The organism is Parajatrophihabitans canadensis, assembly GCF_053764775.1.
In genome coordinates this window covers 2,519,143-2,537,124 of the sequence record NZ_CM132445.1, presented here as the reverse complement: position 1 = coordinate 2,537,124, position 17,982 = coordinate 2,519,143, and the positions used below count along the sequence as shown (strand labels likewise).

Below are 17,982 nucleotides of genomic sequence, written 5' to 3'. Positions count from 1 at the left end.
CCTTAGGACGTGTCATTCGTGAAGAACCCTTTGGAAGCACACCCCGCATGGCGACAGCTCGTCATCGTTGCTGGGCTGCTACCCGTCATGATCGCACTCGCAATACTCGCGTTCGCCTGGCCCGCCGCGCGGATCGCGCCCCGTGAGCTGCCGCTCGGAATTGTCGGGACACCGCAAGCGAGTGAGCAGGCCGTCAGTGGCCTGAGCAAGGTCATGCCCGGCGGCTTTGCGTTGCATCGGTACGCCAACGAAGCCTCTGCCCGCGCAGCGATCGACGACCGGGACGTATATGGCGCGCTGATGGTGACCAGTACGGAGATCACCGTGCTCGAGGCCAGCGCGGCTTCGGCCACTGTTGCGCAACTCTTGACCACCGTGGGTGAGCAATTGGCGAGTGAGGCGCCGAAGCACCTGGTCGGCAGGCAGCCAGACGCGGCACCCGATGTCAGGATCGTCGATGTAGTGGCCAGCTCAGCAGGCGATCCACGTGGTCTGGTCTTGAGTTCCGCACTGTTGCCGTTGACGATTTGCAGCATCATCATCGCCTCGGTTATTGGTTTGGTAATCGGGTTCCGCCCCGCTTGGCGTCAGGTCGTAGCGCTTGTCGTTGTGTCCGGCATCGCCGGACTGGGCGCGTTCTTGATCGCCCAAAGCTTTCTCGGCGCACTCCCGGGCGAGCATCTCGCCACTTGGGCTGCGGTCTCGTTGACCCTGCTCGCGATTAGCAGCACGGCCGCAGGACTGATCGCACTGATCGGTTTACCCGGCTTTGCTCTGGGGGCGGTCCTCATGGTGTTTGTCGGCAACCCGTTTTCCGGGGCCACCTCTGCGCCGCAGCTACTGCCCGCGTGGGTTGATCACGTCGGTCAGTGGCTCCCGCCCGGCTCCGGTGCGAACCTCCTGCGCAGCACGGCCTATTTCGACGGTAACGGCGCCGCCGGTCACCTTGCCGTTCTCGTTCTGTGGACGATCTTCGGATTGTCGGCCGTCGTTGTCGGCCACCATACTTCGCCTCGTTTCGCCGCCGGTCAGAGCCGGATCGCCGCCAGTCGTCCTCCTCAGCCCAAAGTCGCCGAACTGGCCTTCCAGGATGGCTAGTGATAGGCCCGGCAAACCGACCTTCTTCTGGATTGCTTGCCGGCTTACCCCTAGCTTGCGTGCAAGTTCCGACGGCGAAAAGCCTTTACAAAACAGGCCTTCCCATACTTTCTCGACGACAACCCAGGTTGACGATTGTCAACCTTGGTCATCAAATCCTACCGGTCCTGATTGCGCTGGATTGCTTCGGCGATCTGCTTGATTCGCCTCAGCCTGGCATCCCAGGTCGCTCCGACTGTGGAGAGTTGAGCGACTGCGCGGGCAAGTTGTGCATCATCCACGCGGTAACGCATCTCCCGTCCGGCTGGGGTGACGTGGACCAACCCGACGCGGTCGAGCACGCCAAGATGTTTCGCCACGGCTTGGCGCGTCACGGGCAGCTGTTCGCTGAGTGTCGTTGCGGTTCCGTCGCCATCCGCAAGAAGCAGATCGAGCATCCTCCGCCGCGTCGGATCCCCGATCGCGGACCAGAGGTCGTCGTTGATGGCGACCGTCATGCGATCGAGACCAACTGAGATAGGTATTCGCCCAGCCGGGCGAGATGGGTGTCCCAGCCGAGGCAGTGATCCCGGTAATGCTCCTCCAGGACGGCAATTTCCCAACCCCTCTCGCGGAACCCGACTTCGGTTAGCCGAACGTGGGTGCCCGTACCGGATGGGAGTAGTTGGAAGGTGACCAGCAATGAGTTTGTCGACGTCGCAACCTCTCCATCCGGGTAAACCCAACGGAACGAGAAGAGCCGCGGTGGCTGAGCATCCACCACGGTAATCGGGACGACCTGCGTCTGAGCGTCACCCCAAACCAGTTCGCCGGTGAATCCTGGGGCAGCGACCAGATTTGCCCTAGCGCCCCACCACTCGCGAATGTGCACAGGGCTGCTGATGACCTCAAATACCACCTCAGGTGACGCCTCGATGTCGAACTCGCGCTCAATGCTTCCGTACTCCATGTCGCTCCCGCTCTCTGCAATGTTTGGTTGCACATGACGGTAGTACACTTCCGCCGGTAACGCAACCGATGGTTGCCTATTGGTGTGTCGACCGGTGACCAATCAGGATTGACCTCGCTGGTACCAACCAGCGGATCGTATTCATCCCGCATCCGGCGACCGTGCACTCAGGCTGACATGCTCGCGCGTAGCCGGGTCCGTTCGTCCTCAGAGAGATGAATGCTGGCGGCTGCAACGCTGTCCAGAATCGTCGCCGGACGCCTCGCTGATGGAATGGGAATGACGATTGGCGATAGGTCCAAAGCCCACGCCAGCGCGATCTGTTGTGGCGATATACCGCGCTCCTGGGCAATCGAGGCGAACACCGGCTTTTCGCCGAGCTCGCCTGCCTGCGCACGCCCACCGAGCGGACTGTAGGACAAAAAGGCGATCCCCTGGGACTCACAGGCCTCGACGATAGGCAACGCGTTGACTGACCACGGTGACAACCGGTTTTCGACCGCCGATATCTTCACAATGTTTTGCGCCTCGGCGAGCTGTCGACGGCCGGCATTGCTTATGCCGATGCGCTGGATTTTTCCTTCTTCCCGCAATTCGGCAAGAGCAGCCATCGAATCGACGAGGGCTACGTTGGGGTCGATGGCATGCAACAAGTAGAGCCCGATGGCGTCCACTCCCAATGCTCGCAAACTTCTTTCGCAGGACCATCGCAGGTTGGCTGGGCTGGCGTCTTGCACGAACGACTTTTCGTCCGTCCGCAGATTCCCGCCTTTGCATACAACAAGAACGTCGCTGGAGGAACCAGTCCAAGACGCGAGCGCGCGCGCCACCAACTCCTCGCAATACCCGAGTTCAGCAGCATTAGACCCGTAATTGATCGCGGTATCGATCAGCCGCACGCCTGCGTCCAAGGCCGCGTGCACCGTGCGGATGGCCGTGGCTTCATCCGGTCGTCCTTCGACCCCGAGCAACATCGCGCCGAACCCGATAGGTGGCACGTCCAAGTCTGCAATCCGCCGCGCCGGGTAAGCAGAACGCATAACTGTCATATGCGCGAGCATAAGACGACACTCAAGGGGCGAATACGCGGGGACCGCGCCATGGCATCCGCGGGTAGGCTTGCGCTGCATCGTCAGTTCGTCCTCAGCGACCGATGAGTGGCTGAGAGCGCCTTCGGAATCCGAAAGGCCCCATGTCTACGGTCGAATCATCTTGGACTTATCCAAAAATCGTCGCTCGACTCCGCGGTGCCGGCTGCGTCTTTGCTGAGGACGAGGCACGGTTACTCCTCTCAGGCTCCGGTACGTCTGATGAGCTCATGACGATGGTGGAGCGAAGGGCCGCAGGCGTGCCGCTCGAGCATGTCTTGGGCTGGGCTGAGTTCTACGGTCGCCGAGTCCTCATCGACGCCGGCGTGTTCGTGCCTCGCCGGCGGACGGAGTTTCTTGTGACCCAGTCCATCGAGGCTCTTACCCCGATGCCTCGGCGGCGAACCGTGGTCGATCTGTGTTGCGGGTCGGGTGCCATCGGCGCCAGCATTTTCGCCGCCCTCAGCGATGTCGAACTGCACGCAACCGATATCGATGCGACGGCTGTGCGCTGCGCGCGAAGGAACGTCGCGCTCGCGAATGGTCAGGTGTACGAGGGCGACCTCTACGACCCACTACCGATTCGATTGAAGGGACGGGTCGACCTTGTCGTGGCCAACGTGCCCTACGTCCCGACGTCGTCGATCCCGACGATGCCGCCAGAAGCGCGGGACTACGAAACGCAGGTCGCCCTCGACGGCGGCCCGGACGGTTTGGACGTCCTGCGATTGGTCATCGCCCGTGCCCCACAGTGGCTGGCACCAGGTGCGTCGGTGATGGTCGAGACGAGTGAAGGACAAGCCGCTGCGGCGTTGGCAACGATTTCCCGACAAGGGTTGGCTGCGCGCGTGACGACTTCCGATGAGCTGAACGCCACAGTCGTCATCGGCACAAAGCCCGCTAACTGGTGATCAGGCCTCCGCTGGGAAGTCCGCCGACCGGCTGACGGCCGCCCACTTCTCGGCCTCCGCTGCACGTGCTCTCGAAGATTGTTCGACGCTTGAAACCGCGCCCGCTCCGAGCAGCAACCGAAGCGGCGGGTCATCGACTCGAGTCAGGTCAATGATGATCTTGGCGGCGCGTGCCGGATCACCGGGTTGCGAACCGTCATTCGCGTCGCGATACCGATTCATAGCGCCAACGGTCGCGTCGTAGTCCTCGCCGACTGCCCTCCTTTGCATCGATGAGCCTTGCCAGTCAGTCCTGAAGGCGCCCGGCTCGATGATGGTCACCTTGATGCCAAACGGTTTCACCTCATTGCAAAGAACCTCTGAGAAGCCCTCGACGGCGAACTTCGCGGTCTGGTAAGCGCCCATTCCTGGAGTGCCTCCTACCCGCCCACCTACAGACGAAAACTGGATGAAGTGGCCCGAACGTTGTCTGCGCAGCACCGGCAATGCTGCCTTCGTAACGTTGACAACCCCGAAGAGATTTGTCTCGATCTGCGCGCGGAAATCATCGTCGGCCATCTCTTCGATGGGCGCCGAATTCGCGTAGCCAGCGTTGTTCACCACCACGTCCAGCGCTCCGAATTCGTCGAGCGCAATCTCTACAGCAGCCTCAGCGGCAGCGCGATCCGTGACGTCGAGCGAAACGGCGCGCACTGCCGATCCCCACTCCCCCACCAAGGCGTCCAACTGGGCAGGGTTACGGGCGGTAGCGACAACCAGATCACCCGCAGCGAGAACTGCCTTGGCAAGTTCCCATCCGAAGCCACGAGAAGTACCGGTAATCAACCAGGTCTTTGGCATCAGGGATCTCCGTGGGTCGAGCCTCGCATGCTGGTGGGACGGCGTTAAGTATTCACCAATCCTCGTGCAAAGCCGAGCGGCCCGAGGAGGACGAAGGGCCCTGAGGCCGAGAGTGATGCCCTACCGCCTTCAGAATACTGTCAGGCATGGGAATAGTAGTCGCGTCCGCAATCATCAGGGGCGCAGATTGAACAAACAAGATTCCACAGCTAATTCAGAATATATTGGATTCCGCTGTGGTGAATGAATATCTCAGCTTCGAGTCTCAGCCATCGACGACATTTGCGTGCGTCCCGTCCGGCGCTCGCTTTAGGCTGTCTTTATGCAATCAGTTAGGTGGTCGCGCAAGCGCGCTATGGGCGCGGCACCATTTGGTGGCCGACGTTCCAAACGCGGCGATCTGCGCCGAGGCCTAACTCTCGGGCTGAAGATCGTTGCGGCGTTACTTTCGCTAACGGTGTTTGTGACAACATGCGCTGCCTGGGCCTCATATCGTAGCTTCCTCTCGAACGTCACCACCGTAGATGTGATCGCTAAGCCGAAGCCGGACCAACCCACATTGCCTGATGTCGACGGGGTTTCTCAGAATATTCTCCTGGTCGGCAACGACGACCGGACGGGTGCTTCACCGGCAGAGTTGGCAGAAATGCACACTGCAGAGGACGACGGTGGCGTGAATACCGACACTATGCTTCTCTTGCACATTCCTGCCGACGGCTCCAGGGCGACTGGCATATCATTTCCCCGCGATTCATGGGTGGATGTACCTGGCCTCGGCCTGAGTAAGCTCAACGCCGCTTACGAATACGGCACCCGCAACGGTGCCGGTGCTGCGGGTGGGGCAAAGCTGCTCATCGACATGATTCAGCAGATCACTGGCCTACACATCGACCACTACGTTGCCGTAAGCATGATCGGCTTTCTCAGAATTGCAACAGTTCTGGGCCCCATTCAGGTGTGCCTGAACGAAGCCGTGGATGATCCCTACTCTGGCGCCGTGTTCAACAAGGGAATTAACACGCTGAATCCGAGCGAGGCCCTTTCTTTCGTGCGGCAGCGCCACGATTTGCCCGACGGTGACCTCGATCGTGAAGTCAGACAGCAATATTTTCTGTCCACAGAATTCCGGAAACTCAGCCAAGGCGGCGCGTTGTTACACCTTGGCACGGTGCAAAGGCTCCTCAAGGCAATCAGCTCGTCGATCGTCACCGATCCTGGCCTCAATCTCTTGACATTTGCGGCTCAGGTGAAGGATTTGAGCGCCGGCAACGTGACTTTTGCGACGCTTCCCATCACAGGTACGCCAGACATCTATCCCGGCGGTGTGCTTACCTCGGTGGTGTCTCTCGATTGGGCAGCCATACCGGGCTTCATCGCCAACGTCGTAGGCTCGACGCCCGCCTACCTCAGGGCCGTGCCGGTCACTCCACAAGGTATAGCTGTTGACGTCGTCAATGCCTCCGATGGCGACGGAACTGCCACCAGTGCTGCCGCTGCCCTGACTCGTCTGGGATTCGTAGCTACAGCCGATCCAACTCATTTCGTCACCCAAGACTCTGACCCCTCCAACATCACGACCAAGACCTCAATCGCCTATCCACCTGGAATGGAAGTGCAGGCCAAGACGCTCGCTGGGGCGATACCCGGCGCGTTGGTCGCCTCATCGACTTCAGTCAAGGTGCTGACCGTCCTGATCGGCACCGACGACCGCGGCATCGCCGCGCCGGTCGCCAACCCGCTCACGAGCTCAAGCGTGAACCCGACGACGAAAGCGACCCTAACCGATCCGGCTTCAGCTTTACCGCCTGCCAGCGCGAGCCAGCCAGCGATCGTGCCGAGCGGCGCATCCCGCGGCTACAGTTCGGCGGACTGCATCAACTGAGCAGCTCAGCGAATTTGTCTGGGCAACTCCTCCAGCCAACCCTGCTGCGCCGCGTACACACCCAGCTGAAACCGGGTGCTCACGCCTGCTCTTGTTTGAAGCTTCTCCAGATATCTAAAGAAGGTTCGGCGGCTCACGCGTAGGGTTCTCACGATGTCGTCGTCACTCATTCCCGCCGATAGCAAGCCAAGCATTCGCTCCTCGACGGGCTCGATGCGGGAGGAGACGGCACCTGTCGGCAAGATGGACAGACTCGATTGCCAGCACATCTCGAAGAGACCGACGAGCGCGCTGAAGAGTGTGCTCGGCCGGACAATGAGCAGAGTTCGGTTCACATCCGCGTCCGTGATCGACAGCGAAACCAGCGCGACGGTGTCATCGATGACGCTCAATTTCACCGGGACGGCACCGAGCACGCGCGCCTGCTCGCCTGCCTTGATGCACGGAACGATGTTGGTCTCGAGGTAGTTCTCACGTGCCAAAGAAGCCTGGGCGTACACGACTCGATATCCCACGCCCCGGGCGAGGTGGTCGAGTTCGGTCCGGTTCGACGATTGGGTTCGATAATAGGGAGGCGAGTCCAGCCGGCGGATTTCTCGTTGAGCGTGGTCTTCAGCCTGCTTGATCCTTTGCAGAATGGCTGGCCCAGTCACGACCTCAACGAGATGGTCCAGACTTGCCCGGCCCGTCTGCCGGGAAAACTCCCGATACGCGTTTTGGATGGCGACCACCGCTTCGTTGAGTTCGCCTTCCTTGCGGCTGCCGAGCATCCGTAGACCGGCGTCCGGGGGCACCGGCACGAATCTGTCTGTGCCCTCTGTCTGGTCCGCACCTGCCGCAGCAATCAGCCCGACATCCATCAACGCGTCGAGGCAACGCTGGGCGGTTGCGGGCATGTCACCCCGCGCAACGAGATCCGCCAGGGTCAGCGAGCCCTTCGCGAGCAGCTCGCGATAGACACTGACCGCGGCGGGCTCCACCCCAAGCAGGGCGAAATGCTCCTTAAGGTCGGCATGCTCCACAACGAACCCTGTCTCGCTAGTGCCACTGACACAAACGGTGTCCCGTCCAACCAAGCTGTGCGATAGAAATCTACCGGTGGGCGAACCATCCCGTTGCTTGTTCGCCCTCCGGCAACATAATGAAGCCTCGACCGGGTTTCGAAGACGCGATCCGGGTGAAGCTTTGCAGCCGCCACTCACGACCACGACCTGGACGTGGCCGCGGAGGCAGCAGCGGGCCACGGCATCGAGCCGTGGCCCGCTTTGTTTCGCTGAGAACCTTCGGGCCACCCCGTGCCGTGCGATCGCGGGTCTGTATCTCCTTCTCAGGTCTCGATGCGGGACTTCTCCGCGTGCGCCGTCGAGTCAGTGCCATATTCCATACCCATCGCCGATCGGACGAGAGCCAGGGTCTGCTCAGCATGCAATGTGGCGCGGGCAATTCCCCGCTCGAGCACGGCTTCGGCATCGGACGAGCAGAGTACTTCCCGTCGCCTGCGGATCGGAGCGAGGAACTGTCTCAGGGACTGCGCCACAACGTTCTTCAGTTCTCGCGCGCCTGAATCACCAACCTCCGCGGCGATATCAGTGGGATCCGCGCCGCGACAAAGGGCAGCGATCCGCAGTAGATTCGCGATCTCTGGCCGACGATGCGGTTCGAAGGTAATCAACCTTTCCGAATCTGTCGGCGCCGCGCGCAGCTTGGTCCGAATTGTTTCATCAGAATCGCGCAGCGTGATCGCGTTACCGCGGCTCTTCGACATCTTCTGTCCGTCGAGACCCGCGAGAACAGTCGCCTCACCGAGCAAAGCCTCCGGTACCTGAAACACCTCGCCGTACCGTTCGTTGAATCGCCGAGCGATGGTTCGGGTCAATTCGAGATGCGGAAGTTGGTCACGACCAACCGGAACGAGCGAAGCCTGGCAGAACAAGATGTCGGCGGCTTGATGGACGGGGTAGGTCAACATAAGACCACTGACCGCGGGCTGAGTCGAGAATCGAATCTCGTCCTTGATGGTCGGATTTCGTTCGAGCTCGCCAATACTGACCAAGGACAGGAACGGCAGCATGAGTTGGTTCAAAGCCGGGACCTGGCTATGCGGGAAAATCGTCGTCCGCGCTGGGTCCAGGCCGCAAGCCAAGTAGTCCAAGACCATCTCGACAACGGTACGACGGAGATCTCCGGGTCGATCGCGGTCAGCGATGACTTGATAATCTGCAACGACGACCAAGACATCGTGGCCACTCTGCTGCAAAGCCACCCGATTCGCGATTGTGCCGAAGTAGTGGCCGATGTGCAGGGAACCCGTCGGTCGGTCGCCAGTCAGGACTCGACCGCCTGAGCGATCGTCGAATCGGTTTGCACCCCGCAGTGTCGATGAATCATTTGATTTTGCTCGTTGATCGAGCATCATTTTCCTCCTTCGGCAGGAGGCATATCCACGCGCAGCGAGGGTCAGACAGAGCAGAGACCGTCCTGGCGAGGACGGCCCCTGCGGCTTGTTCGTTTGCAGCGCGGTGTGTCCGTCCTAGTCGGACGGCCACCAACAGATCTGCCGCGAATGCACGACTTCAGAATATCAGCCGGTCGCAGCCTTTTTTGGCGCTGCTTTCTTCGCCGAATTGTCCTTGGCTGCCGGATCCTTGGCTGATGGGTCCTTGGGCGATGCCTTTTTGGCCGCTGTCTTTCTTGGAGCAGACTTCCGAGCCGCAGCCTTGTTGCCCGGATCGGCAGTACCGGACTTCGCCGAATCAACCTTCGTAACCGAGCCCGCGACCTTGCTCCCCACCTCGGTGGAGGCGCCCGCGCGAGCGCGGTCGACGCTGCGTTGCAGCGCGGTGAGCAAATCGATCACCTCACCGCCCGTTTGCCCAGCTGACTTCGATTCATCCTCGGGCAACTCCGCTGCATCCCCCCGCTCCAGCTTCGCGTCTATGAGGTCGCGGACGGCGACCTGGTAGTCATCAGTAAATTGACCGGGCTCGAAGTCCGCCGCCATGCTCTCCACCAGCGATGCGGCCATCTTCAGCTCCTGTGGCCGAAGCTCGACGTCAGCATCGAGAGTCGCGAAGTCGGCTTCACGAATTTCATCTGGCCACAGCATGGTCTGTAGCAAGATCGCCTTGTCTCGCACTCGTAACACCGCGAGTGTCTCCTTCTGCCGGAGCGCGACCTTGACGACTGCCATCCGATCCGTTTCCACCAAGGCCTCGCGGAGGAGGGCGTAGGGCTTGGTGGCCCGCGCATCGGGCTCGAGATAGTAGCTCTTGGCGAAGAGGATCGGATCAACCTGATCGCTTGGTACGAACTCCACCACGTCGATTTCATGTCCGGTGGCCACCGGTAACTTGTCGAGATCTTCGTCTGTGAGAATCACCAACTGGCCATCCGAGGATTCGTAGCCTTTGGCGATGTCGTCGTAACTGACCTCCTCGCCACAGACGCTGCAGGTCCGCTTGTACCGGATGCGTCCGCCGTCTTCGCGATGTACCTGATGGAACCGGATGTCGTGTTCTTCGGTTGCTGCGAACAGACGCACCGGCACGTTCACCAGGCCGAATGACACGGCACCCTTCCAAATCGCGCGCACGGCCCTGCTCCCCTCGAGTGGCGGCAACCATTGTCCTACAGGCAGCATGACTCTATGCGCCCACTGCTCGCCAGCCCAGGAACGCCACCCAACGGTGATCAGCGGGTTGTCGACGGCACCACGCGGTACCGTCCGTCGACTGCCGTAGCGCTGGGCTCCGGCATCCGTGACGGCTTCGATCTGGGGTGGGCGCGCCGTGACTCCTAAGTCCGAACACGATCAGACCGTGAACGTCGACGGACGCACTTTGACGTTGCGCCGCCTGGACAAAGTTCTTTATCCCGAGGCCGGCACGACCAAGGCCGAGGTGCTGGACTACTACGCACGGGTCGCGCCGGCGATGCTCCCGCATCTGCGCGATCGACCGGTGACCCGCATTCGCTGGCCCGATGGCACATCATCCAAGCCGTTTTTCGAGAAGAACATTCCAACTCATGCACCTGATTGGCTGAGAACGGTCGAGTTGCCGACCCCCGGGTCGAGCCGAAACCGTGAGACCCTCGTCTTCCCTCTCATCGATGACACCGCGGGTTTGGTGTGGGCCGCGAACCTGGCTGCGCTCGAGCTCCACGTCCCGCAATGGACCGTCGGACCGCGCGGCGGCGTCCACAACCCGAACCGGCTGGTGATCGATCTTGATCCCGGACCGCCAGCCGGCCTCACAACCTGTGCCCAGGTCGCTATGATCCTTCGCCAGCGGCTGGCCGATGACGGACTGGAAGCTGTGCCGGTGACGAGCGGCAGCAAGGGCCTACAGCTCTACGTGCCACTGGACGGGAAGCAGTCAGCGATGGTCGTTCACGCCTACGCACGGGCGCTCGCGGAAACGCTGTCAGCCGAACATCCCGACCTCGTGGTAGCCAAGATGGCGAAGAACGTTCGTCCGGGCAAGGTATTACTCGACTGGAGTCAAAATAATCCGGCCAAGACGACCATATGCCCGTACTCAATGCGGGGCCGGGCACAGCCGTGGGTGGCTGCGCCGCGCAGTTGGGATGAGCTGTCCTCCCCCGATTTCGTCCAGTTGACGTCCGCCTCCGTGCTACGACGCATCGAAGAATCGGGTGATCTTGCTCAAGCGCTGCTCACCGGCGGTAGCACACTGCCCGGCTGATCGAATCCAGCCCGTCCTGCCAACGATCCACCTATCACCGCCGCGGCGATGGTGATCAGCGCGCCCATGATCAGCGCAGCCGGTTCACCCGGCGCCAGCACGTGCAGCTGAGTGCCGATGGTCGCCGCGGCTACGGGCACACCGAGTTGAGCCGAGGCCAGCAGACCGAAGCTGAGTGGCTGCCTCCTTCCGCGTAACAGCAGGTGACTGGCACACGCGCCGAAGCCCAACAGCGCGCCGATCAAGATGAACCGCGGATGGCTGCCCAGGTCGCGCAGGTTGAGGGACGCTCCGAGCCATACGAAGAACACCGGGCCGAGAAAGCCCTCGGTAAGCGCAAATAGCTGGCGAGCCAGTCGCCGCGGAGGACCGACAGCCGACACAGCCAGACCGAATGAGAATCCGGCGAGCAAGATCGACACATGCGTGCTGACGGCCAGGGCAGCAAGAGCGAACAGCGCTGCCAGGCTCACCCGGAGCTCAACCGCAAAGCGTCGCTCCTCGGACACCCGATGCACACGACGTCGCCAACCAGAGTTCTCAAGCCATCGCAGCACCACGAATAAGATCGCTGCCGCGGTTATCACCGACAATGCACCGAGCGCGGCTCGACCGGCGTGGCGTTGGTCAATCACCAACGGGAGCGCGACTATGCAAGCGGCGTCTGAAATTGCCACCTGAGGCATGAGTTCGAGAACTGCTGTTCCCTTCAGGGACAGTGAGTCGACAATCGGCAGGATCAGCGCCGCCGAAGATGACGCCATCAGCACTGCGTAGAGCAGGAAATGACCAGCGTGGAAGGCTGATGAAATCACTGCGGCGAGGGCCACGGCCACTGCTGCTGCGGCCATTGCTCGCAGGAGTCCAGCGCCCAACGCGGTATGCAGGCCCGGGTCCCGAAGGGGAACGTGAGTGCCGGCGACGAACATCACCAGGGCAAAGCCGATATCGGCTAACGTGACGAAGCTCGGATTCAAGGGGTTCAGATACCCGGTTCCGGTGGTCCCCAGGGCAATCCCGACCAGTAACTCGCCAAGCACGATCGGCAAATGCCACCCGCGCCGAGCGGCCAGTAACGGCCCGGCCAAGCTCACGAGCATGATCACGGCCAAGCTCGCAAAGCTCATTGTCGGTCTCCGTCTCTCTGCCGTCGGCTCAGCGCACGTTACAGGCCGCCGGGCAGGAGAAACTTTGCCTGTCTAAGGACAAACATAGGATAGGAGTGTGGCAGTGACCGAGCAGCAACAGGCACGTTGGTTGCGCAGGCTCCTCGGCTACTGCCTTCGCCATCGTGCTGACCTGTTCGGCGCGTTCGGAGCTTCGTTAGTCGGCGCGCTCGTTTCGGTCTCCGTCCCATTGGTCGTGAAGCACGTCATTGACATCGTCAGCGCTGGCGACAGCGACAGCACGGGCGCCGTGCCTACCGGACAGTCCGTGACTCCGTGGGTGATCACTCTCGTTGCGGCGGCCCTGCTGCAATATGGGCTGACTTTCTATCGCCGGTTCGCGGCGGGACGGCTGTCATTGAACGTGCAGTATGACCTTCGGGCCGACATCTTCGGGTCATTGCAGCGACTGGACGGCGCAGCCCAAGACGGCCTTCAAACGGGTCAAGTCGTCAGCAGGTCGATAACGGACGTCGGCTTGGTACAGGGGCTGCTGGCGTTCCTGCCGTTGCTCACCGGCAACGTCCTACTCTTCGTGATCTCGCTGGTCGCGATGCTTTGGCTGTCACCCCTTCTGACGGTGGTCGCGTTCCTGATCGCGCCCGCGCTGTGGTTCGTCGCAGTCGCTTCGCGCCGCGACCTCTTCCCAGCGAACTGGGATGCGCAGCAGCAGGCGGGCGATGTCGTGGGCCACGTCGAGGCTGCCGTGACCGGTGTCCGGGTGGTCAAGGGCTTTGGTCAGGAACAGCGCGAGGTTGATGAGCTCAGGGATCGAGCGAAGGGACTGTTCGCCTCCCGCATGCGCGTCGTGCGGCTGCAAGCCAAGTACTCCTCCGCCTTGTCAGCTATCCCTGCCTTGGGGCAAGTCGGGGTACTCCTTCTCGGCGGATATCTCGCCCTACACGGCGAGATCACCATCGGCACCTTTCTCGCCTTTTCGACTTATCTCGGTCAGCTCGTCGGTCCCGTACGCCAGGTGACCGCTCTGCTGACCATCGGCCAGCAAGCCCGAGCCGGCGTCGAACGGGTGCTTGAGGTTATTGATTCATCGCCAGAGGTGGTCGACGCACCGGATGCAAAACCGCTGCCGGCGGGCCCTGTCGGTATCGAGTTCTCTAGGGTGCAGTTTGGCTATACGCGCTCGAACCCTGTGCTCTGCGAACTCGATCTCACCGTGGCGCCCGGGGAGACCGTCGCAATTGTGGGCAGCGCGGGCTCTGGCAAGTCCACCATCGCCATGCTCATCCCCCGCTTCTACGACGTCCACGGTGGTTCACTGACCGTCGGGGGGCTAGATGTGCGCGAGCTGCGAATGGCTGACTTGCGGGCCTCTATCGGCATGGTGTTCGAAGACAGCTTCCTCTTCTCGGACACAATCGCCGGCAACATCGCGTACGGGCGTCCGAATGCCAGTGAAAGTCAGATCGTGGGCGCTGCTCGGGCTGCTGAAGCCGACGCGTTCATCTCAGAGTTGCCCGACGGCTACCAGACCATGGTCGGAGAGCGCGGGTTAACGCTGTCTGGAGGTCAGCGCCAGCGCATCGCCCTCGCACGCGCCCTGCTGACAGACCCGCGGATCATGCTGCTGGACGATGCTACGAGTGCCGTCGACCCTCGGGTCGAAGGGGAGATCCTGGCCACCTTGCGCCGCCTCATCTCTGGACGCACCACATTGCTCATTGCTCATCGCCGCTCCACCTTGGCATTAGCTGACCGGATAGCCGTTCTGGACCAAGGACGGGTCGTCGACGTCGGTGGCTATGACGAATTGCTCGCCCGATGTCCATTGTTCAGCCGCCTGTTGGCCGGCCCTGGCGACGATGCCGAGGGCATCGATGCCGGCGAACTTGATGCCGGCGAACTTGATGCCGGCGGTGGCCCGAAGGTGGCGACGGTCTCGACGAGCCCCGATGAGCGTGTCGACGGCGTGACGCCGAGGCTGTGGATCCGAGCCGAGCCGACCGCGGGAGAGATGACAGACGGTGTCGCTGATCGCCAGCCTGCAGCGGCGGCATCGGCGGGTGGCCCGATGGGCGGCGGCGTGTTCGGCGGAGACGCACCTGCCACGCCAGAACTACTCGCCCAGGTCGCGGCGTTGCCTCCCGCGACCGACCAACCCGATGTCGCCGACGGGCCGGCGCAGGCCGCAGATCCAGGTTTTAGTCTGGGACGACTCTTGAAACCGCTGCGCACTGCCTTCGTGCTCGGCATTGCGCTGATCGGGGTCGACGCTCTCCTGCAACTTGTGCTGCCCTTGTTGATCCGAAGCGGAATCGACAACGGGGTCAACAAAAGTGATGGCTCCGTACTCATCTTCGTCTCGGCCATTGCGCTCGGTGTCCTCATTCTGGATTGGGGCGTCAGTCTGGCCGGCCAACGCCTGACCGGGCGAACGGGCGAGCGGTTGCTGTACACATTGCGCCTCAAGACCTTTGCCCATCTGCAGCGGCTTGGCCTTGATTACTACGAGCGAGAGCTCGGCGGTCGCATCATGACCAGGATGACGACCGACGTCGACGCGCTGTCCAACTTCTTGCAGACAGGCTTGGCAACCGCGATCATCAGCGCCCTGACTCTCGTGGGCGTGCTCATCGCCTTGATCTTGCTTGACGCAGAACTGTCACTCGTACTTGTAGCGATGTTGCCGATATTGATTGCGGCAACGCTGCTTTTCCGGCGATTGGCTGTACCCGCGTACGTGGAGGCGCGGGAGCGGGTCAGCACCGTGAATGCCCAACTTCAGGAAAACGTAGCTGGGGTACGGGTTGCTCAGGCCTTCAGTCGTGAACGACACAACACCCGCCAATTTCTCGGAGCGGCCAGCGAGTATCGCAAGTCCCGACTCAGGGCCCAGACCTATATCGCGGCCTACTTTCCGTTCGTCCAGCTGCTCGCGGACCTCGCCGGCGCCCTGGTCCTCGCGTTCGGCGCGCAGCGGTTGGCCCACGGCACGCTCAGCTCCGGCTCACTGATTGCATTCTTTCTCTATCTCGATGCGTTCTTCGCGCCGGTGCAACAGTTGTCTCAAGTCTTCGACGGCTATCAGCAGGCGTCCGTTGGCCTTTCCCGGCTACAGGATCTGCTTCGAACGCCGACCAGCACTCCCTCGGCCGTCTCACCCCGCTCCCTTCCCGACCTGAAGGGTGAGATAACACTGAGTGAGGTCAGCTTTTCTTACCAAGGCACCGATCGCGCCGCGCTTGACGACGTCAGCGTCCATATTCCTGCGGGCCAATCGGTAGCTCTGGTCGGCCAGACCGGTGCAGGTAAGTCCACGGTCGTGAAATTGATCGCGCGGTTTTACGACCCGTCCAGCGGATCCGTCGACGTCGACGGCATAGACCTGCGCACCCTGAATCTCACCGATTACCGCCAGCGACTTGGTTTCGTGCCACAGGAACCGTACTTATCCCCCGGCTCCATCAGGGACGCAATCGCCTACGGGCATCCGCAGGCCTCGAATGCGCAGGTGGAGACAGCCGCTCGTGCAGTGGGAGCCCACGACATGATCGCCAGGCTCCGAGGTGGCTATCTCCATCAAGTCGGCGAACGCGGCCGGAATCTGTCAGCCGGTCAACGGCAGCTCATCGCGCTGGCCCGGGCTCAACTCGTCGACCCCGATATCCTGCTGCTCGATGAAGCGACTGCGGCTCTCGATCTCGCCAGCGAGGCGGTCGTCACGGAGGCCACCGAGCGGTTGAGCCGGCACCGGACGACCGTGACCGTTGCGCATCGCCTAACCACCGCCGCTCGGTCAGACCGCATCCTCGTCATGGCGGATGGGCGGATCGTCGAGGACGGCACGCACGAAAGTCTGCTATCGGCCGGTTCGGTTTATGCGGAGCTGTGGACGGCTTACCTGGAAGGATCGACCACGGCCAACGACGCAGCGTCGGCCGGCGCGCCAACTTCGGGGCGAACGTAGCCGGGGCCGTGGCCCGATGATCCGCCGCAATCGTCAAGCACGAGAGTCTTTGCGTGGCGGTGGTCGGCCTGCAGCGTTGCGTGCGAGATGTGGTGACGGTCCATCAGCACCTTGCGCACTGCGTTGGCAACGACATGGCAGTCCTGCTCCGGACCAACCACGATATGAGCCGACAAGGCCGGCTCACTGCTTCCGAGATCCCAGACGTGGAGATCATGCACTTCCGTCACTCCACCGACCGCTGCCATGTCGACCCCGATCTGCCGGGGATCGACGCCTTCGGGCGCAGCCTCCAGAAACACCCTGCCCGAGGCCCGGATGAGGCCGCAGCCTGAGTACACCATCAGGGAAGCGACTACAAGCGAAGCGACGGCGTCAGCCCGCGCCCAACCGGTTATCAGGATTACCGCACCGGCGACGGCCGTCGCTGCAAACGCCCAAAGATCGTTGACAACATGGGCGACAGCGCCGCGCACATTGAGGCTGGCTTTGTTGGCTCGGCTCGCCAACATGACCGCGAGCAGATTGACGAGGACTCCTATCAGAGCGACAACGAGCACCAAGCTCCCACCGACGTGCGACGGAGCCACCAGGCGCCGGACCGCTTCGATATAGAACCATGCAGCCAACACCAATAGCGTTATGCCGTTCGCTTGAGCGGAAACAGCATCGATACGGGTAAATCCATAGGTGTAGGAGCCTCTCGCGGGCCGTTGTGCCAACCTCGACGAAAGGATCGCCAGGGCCAGGGCCGCGGCATCAGTGAGCATGTGACCGGCGTCGGCAAGCAGCGCGAGCGACCCCGACACCAGACCAGCGACGACCTCGGCCACCATGAAGAGGACGATCACGCTGAGCGAGGCGAGTAGCCACTTTCGATCGGACTCGGGAGTGATTGCCGCATGGTCGTGGCCATGCGCCTGGGCTTGGCCGTCGATGGCGTCGATGGCGGGGTCGTCAGCCATTGCCATGCCCTCCGCCACGTTCCGGGTGAATTAGCTCGGTGTGTTCAGCATGCGCGAGCGCGATCTCCAGAAGCTCACTGACATGGACGTCGGCGAGTCGATAAATCGCCATCCGGCCATCGCGCCGGACCTCGACTACCCGGTGGGCGCGCAGCAGCCGCAGCGCGTGGGAGGTGGCCGACTCGCTCAAACCGCTGAGATCGGCGAGCTGGCCCACATTTTGCTCGCCTAGTCGTAGCGCGATGAGAAGCCGCAACCTGCCGGGGTCCGCAAGCAAGCCAAAGACGTCCGCCGTGTCAGTGATGTCTCGATCGGTAGGCTGCCCGCGCCGCGGCGCCGCGGCCGAGCTGGGCGTGGCAGCTATCTTCGGCGTCGCATCCATACCTGAACGCATGTTCATATGTTCAGGATGCCCGGTTCAAGTGCCGCCGTCAAGGACGATTCGAGTAGCC

Annotated in this window: 16 protein-coding genes; 6 read left to right on the top strand and 10 right to left on the bottom strand. The window is 62.0% G+C overall.

The annotated features are described in order from the left end of the window. Positions 1–18 precede the first annotated feature (18 nt). Complete coding sequence (locus ACSMXN_RS12325; protein WP_196811133.1) at positions 19–1,098, top strand: hypothetical protein; 1,080 nt, start codon at positions 19–21, stop codon at positions 1,096–1,098. A gap of 158 nt (positions 1,099–1,256) precedes the next feature. Here the strand turns inward: ACSMXN_RS12325 and ACSMXN_RS12320 are convergent, their stop codons facing one another. From ACSMXN_RS12320 to ACSMXN_RS12310, 3 genes are all read right to left on the bottom strand, one after another. Next, a complete protein-coding gene (locus ACSMXN_RS12320) occupies positions 1,257–1,595 on the bottom strand; it encodes a metalloregulator ArsR/SmtB family transcription factor (protein ID WP_022911748.1) in 339 nt (112 codons plus the stop codon). Beyond that, positions 1,592–2,047, bottom strand: a complete 456-nt coding sequence (locus ACSMXN_RS12315) for an SRPBCC domain-containing protein (protein ID WP_022911747.1) — start codon at positions 2,045–2,047, stop codon at positions 1,592–1,594. The genes ACSMXN_RS12320 and ACSMXN_RS12315 overlap by 4 nt, the downstream gene beginning before the upstream one ends. 167 nt (positions 2,048–2,214) lie before the next feature. After that, complete coding sequence (locus tag ACSMXN_RS12310) at positions 2,215–3,096, bottom strand: aldo/keto reductase (protein WP_196811132.1); 882 nt, start codon at positions 3,094–3,096, stop codon at positions 2,215–2,217. A gap of 143 nt (positions 3,097–3,239) precedes the next feature. Between ACSMXN_RS12310 and ACSMXN_RS12305 the strand changes: the two genes are divergently transcribed. Then, a complete protein-coding gene (locus tag ACSMXN_RS12305) occupies positions 3,240–4,046 on the top strand; it encodes a putative protein N(5)-glutamine methyltransferase (protein WP_022911745.1) in 807 nt (268 codons plus the stop codon). On the opposite strand, the gene ACSMXN_RS12300 is transcribed toward ACSMXN_RS12305, so the two are convergent. Then, positions 4,047–4,886 (bottom strand): oxidoreductase, encoded by an 840-nt coding sequence (locus ACSMXN_RS12300; RefSeq protein ID WP_022911744.1) that lies wholly within the window; start codon positions 4,884–4,886, stop codon positions 4,047–4,049. It abuts the gene before it with no gap. Positions 4,887–5,208: 322 nt separating this feature from the next. On the opposite strand from ACSMXN_RS12300, the gene ACSMXN_RS12295 reads away from it, so the two are divergent. Further along, entirely contained in the window at positions 5,209–6,768 is a 1,560-nt protein-coding gene (locus tag ACSMXN_RS12295; RefSeq protein WP_081648916.1) for an LCP family protein, read from the top strand. Positions 6,769–6,773: 5 nt separating this feature from the next. On the opposite strand, the gene ACSMXN_RS12290 is transcribed toward ACSMXN_RS12295, so the two are convergent. The 3 genes from ACSMXN_RS12290 to ku all read right to left on the bottom strand — a co-directional run bounded on the left by ACSMXN_RS12290 (position 6,774) and on the right by ku (position 10,360). Then, positions 6,774–7,790 carry a transcriptional regulator gene (locus ACSMXN_RS12290; protein WP_022911742.1) on the bottom strand — a complete coding sequence of 339 codons (1,017 nt, stop codon included), beginning with the start codon at positions 7,788–7,790 and terminating at the stop codon, positions 6,774–6,776. Between the two features lie 305 nt (positions 7,791–8,095). Beyond that, entirely contained in the window at positions 8,096–9,181 is a 1,086-nt protein-coding gene (gene trpS, locus ACSMXN_RS12285) for a tryptophan--tRNA ligase (protein ID WP_455407760.1), read from the bottom strand. Between the two features lie 168 nt (positions 9,182–9,349). Further along, positions 9,350–10,360, bottom strand: coding sequence for a non-homologous end joining protein Ku (gene ku / locus ACSMXN_RS12280; protein WP_027139034.1), 1,011 nt, complete (start codon positions 10,358–10,360; stop codon positions 9,350–9,352). Positions 10,361–10,414: 54 nt separating this feature from the next. On the opposite strand from ku, the gene ACSMXN_RS12275 reads away from it, so the two are divergent. After that, a complete protein-coding gene (locus ACSMXN_RS12275) occupies positions 10,415–10,567 on the top strand; it encodes a hypothetical protein (RefSeq protein WP_022911740.1) in 153 nt (50 codons plus the stop codon). Further along, complete coding sequence (ligD, locus tag ACSMXN_RS12270; protein ID WP_022911739.1) at positions 10,557–11,474, top strand: non-homologous end-joining DNA ligase; 918 nt, start codon at positions 10,557–10,559, stop codon at positions 11,472–11,474. The genes ACSMXN_RS12275 and ligD overlap by 11 nt, the downstream gene beginning before the upstream one ends. On the opposite strand, the gene ACSMXN_RS12265 is transcribed toward ligD, so the two are convergent. Further along, the gene (locus ACSMXN_RS12265) at positions 11,435–12,601 is read right to left on the bottom strand and encodes a cation:proton antiporter domain-containing protein (RefSeq protein WP_022911738.1); all 1,167 of its coding nucleotides are present in this window, start codon (positions 12,599–12,601) and stop codon (positions 11,435–11,437) included. The genes ligD and ACSMXN_RS12265 overlap by 40 nt on opposite strands. A gap of 103 nt (positions 12,602–12,704) precedes the next feature. Here ACSMXN_RS12265 and ACSMXN_RS12260 point away from each other — a divergent pair, with 103 nt between their 5' ends. After that, positions 12,705–16,565: an ABC transporter ATP-binding protein gene (locus ACSMXN_RS12260; protein WP_196811130.1), complete on the top strand. Its 3,861-nt coding sequence runs from the start codon at positions 12,705–12,707 to the stop codon at positions 16,563–16,565. On the opposite strand, the gene ACSMXN_RS12255 is transcribed toward ACSMXN_RS12260, so the two are convergent. Then, on the bottom strand, positions 16,496–17,530 hold the full coding sequence (locus ACSMXN_RS12255; RefSeq protein ID WP_022911736.1) for a cation diffusion facilitator family transporter: 1,035 nt from the start codon (positions 17,528–17,530) through the stop codon (positions 16,496–16,498). The genes ACSMXN_RS12260 and ACSMXN_RS12255 overlap by 70 nt on opposite strands. Next, a complete protein-coding gene (locus ACSMXN_RS12250; RefSeq protein ID WP_022911735.1) occupies positions 17,523–17,930 on the bottom strand; it encodes a metalloregulator ArsR/SmtB family transcription factor in 408 nt (135 codons plus the stop codon). Before ACSMXN_RS12250 ends, ACSMXN_RS12255 begins: the two co-directional genes overlap by 8 nt. Positions 17,931–17,982: the final 52 nt, after the last annotated feature.

Excerpts from the sequence above, each read along its gene's own strand:
- ACSMXN_RS12275 (WP_022911740.1), top strand. The coding sequence starts at position 10,415 with ATGCGCCCACTGCTCGCCAGCCCAGGAACGCCACCCAACGGTGATCAG.
- ACSMXN_RS12265 (WP_022911738.1), bottom strand. The coding sequence starts at position 12,601 with ATGAGCTTTGCGAGCTTGGCCGTGATCATGCTCGTGAGCTTGGCCGGG.
- ACSMXN_RS12300 (WP_022911744.1), bottom strand. The coding sequence starts at position 4,886 with ATGCCAAAGACCTGGTTGATTACCGGTACTTCTCGTGGCTTCGGATGG.
- ACSMXN_RS12255 (WP_022911736.1), bottom strand. The coding sequence starts at position 17,530 with ATGGCTGACGACCCCGCCATCGACGCCATCGACGGCCAAGCCCAGGCG.
- ACSMXN_RS12250 (WP_022911735.1), bottom strand. The coding sequence starts at position 17,930 with ATGAACATGCGTTCAGGTATGGATGCGACGCCGAAGATAGCTGCCACG.
- trpS (WP_455407760.1), bottom strand. The coding sequence starts at position 9,181 with ATGCTCGATCAACGAGCAAAATCAAATGATTCATCGACACTGCGGGGT.
- ACSMXN_RS12310 (WP_196811132.1), bottom strand. The coding sequence starts at position 3,096 with ATGACAGTTATGCGTTCTGCTTACCCGGCGCGGCGGATTGCAGACTTG.
- ACSMXN_RS12295 (WP_081648916.1), top strand. The coding sequence starts at position 5,209 with ATGCAATCAGTTAGGTGGTCGCGCAAGCGCGCTATGGGCGCGGCACCA.
- ACSMXN_RS12315 (WP_022911747.1), bottom strand. The coding sequence starts at position 2,047 with ATGGAGTACGGAAGCATTGAGCGCGAGTTCGACATCGAGGCGTCACCT.
- ACSMXN_RS12320 (WP_022911748.1), bottom strand. The coding sequence starts at position 1,595 with ATGACGGTCGCCATCAACGACGACCTCTGGTCCGCGATCGGGGATCCG.
- ACSMXN_RS12305 (WP_022911745.1), top strand. The coding sequence starts at position 3,240 with ATGTCTACGGTCGAATCATCTTGGACTTATCCAAAAATCGTCGCTCGA.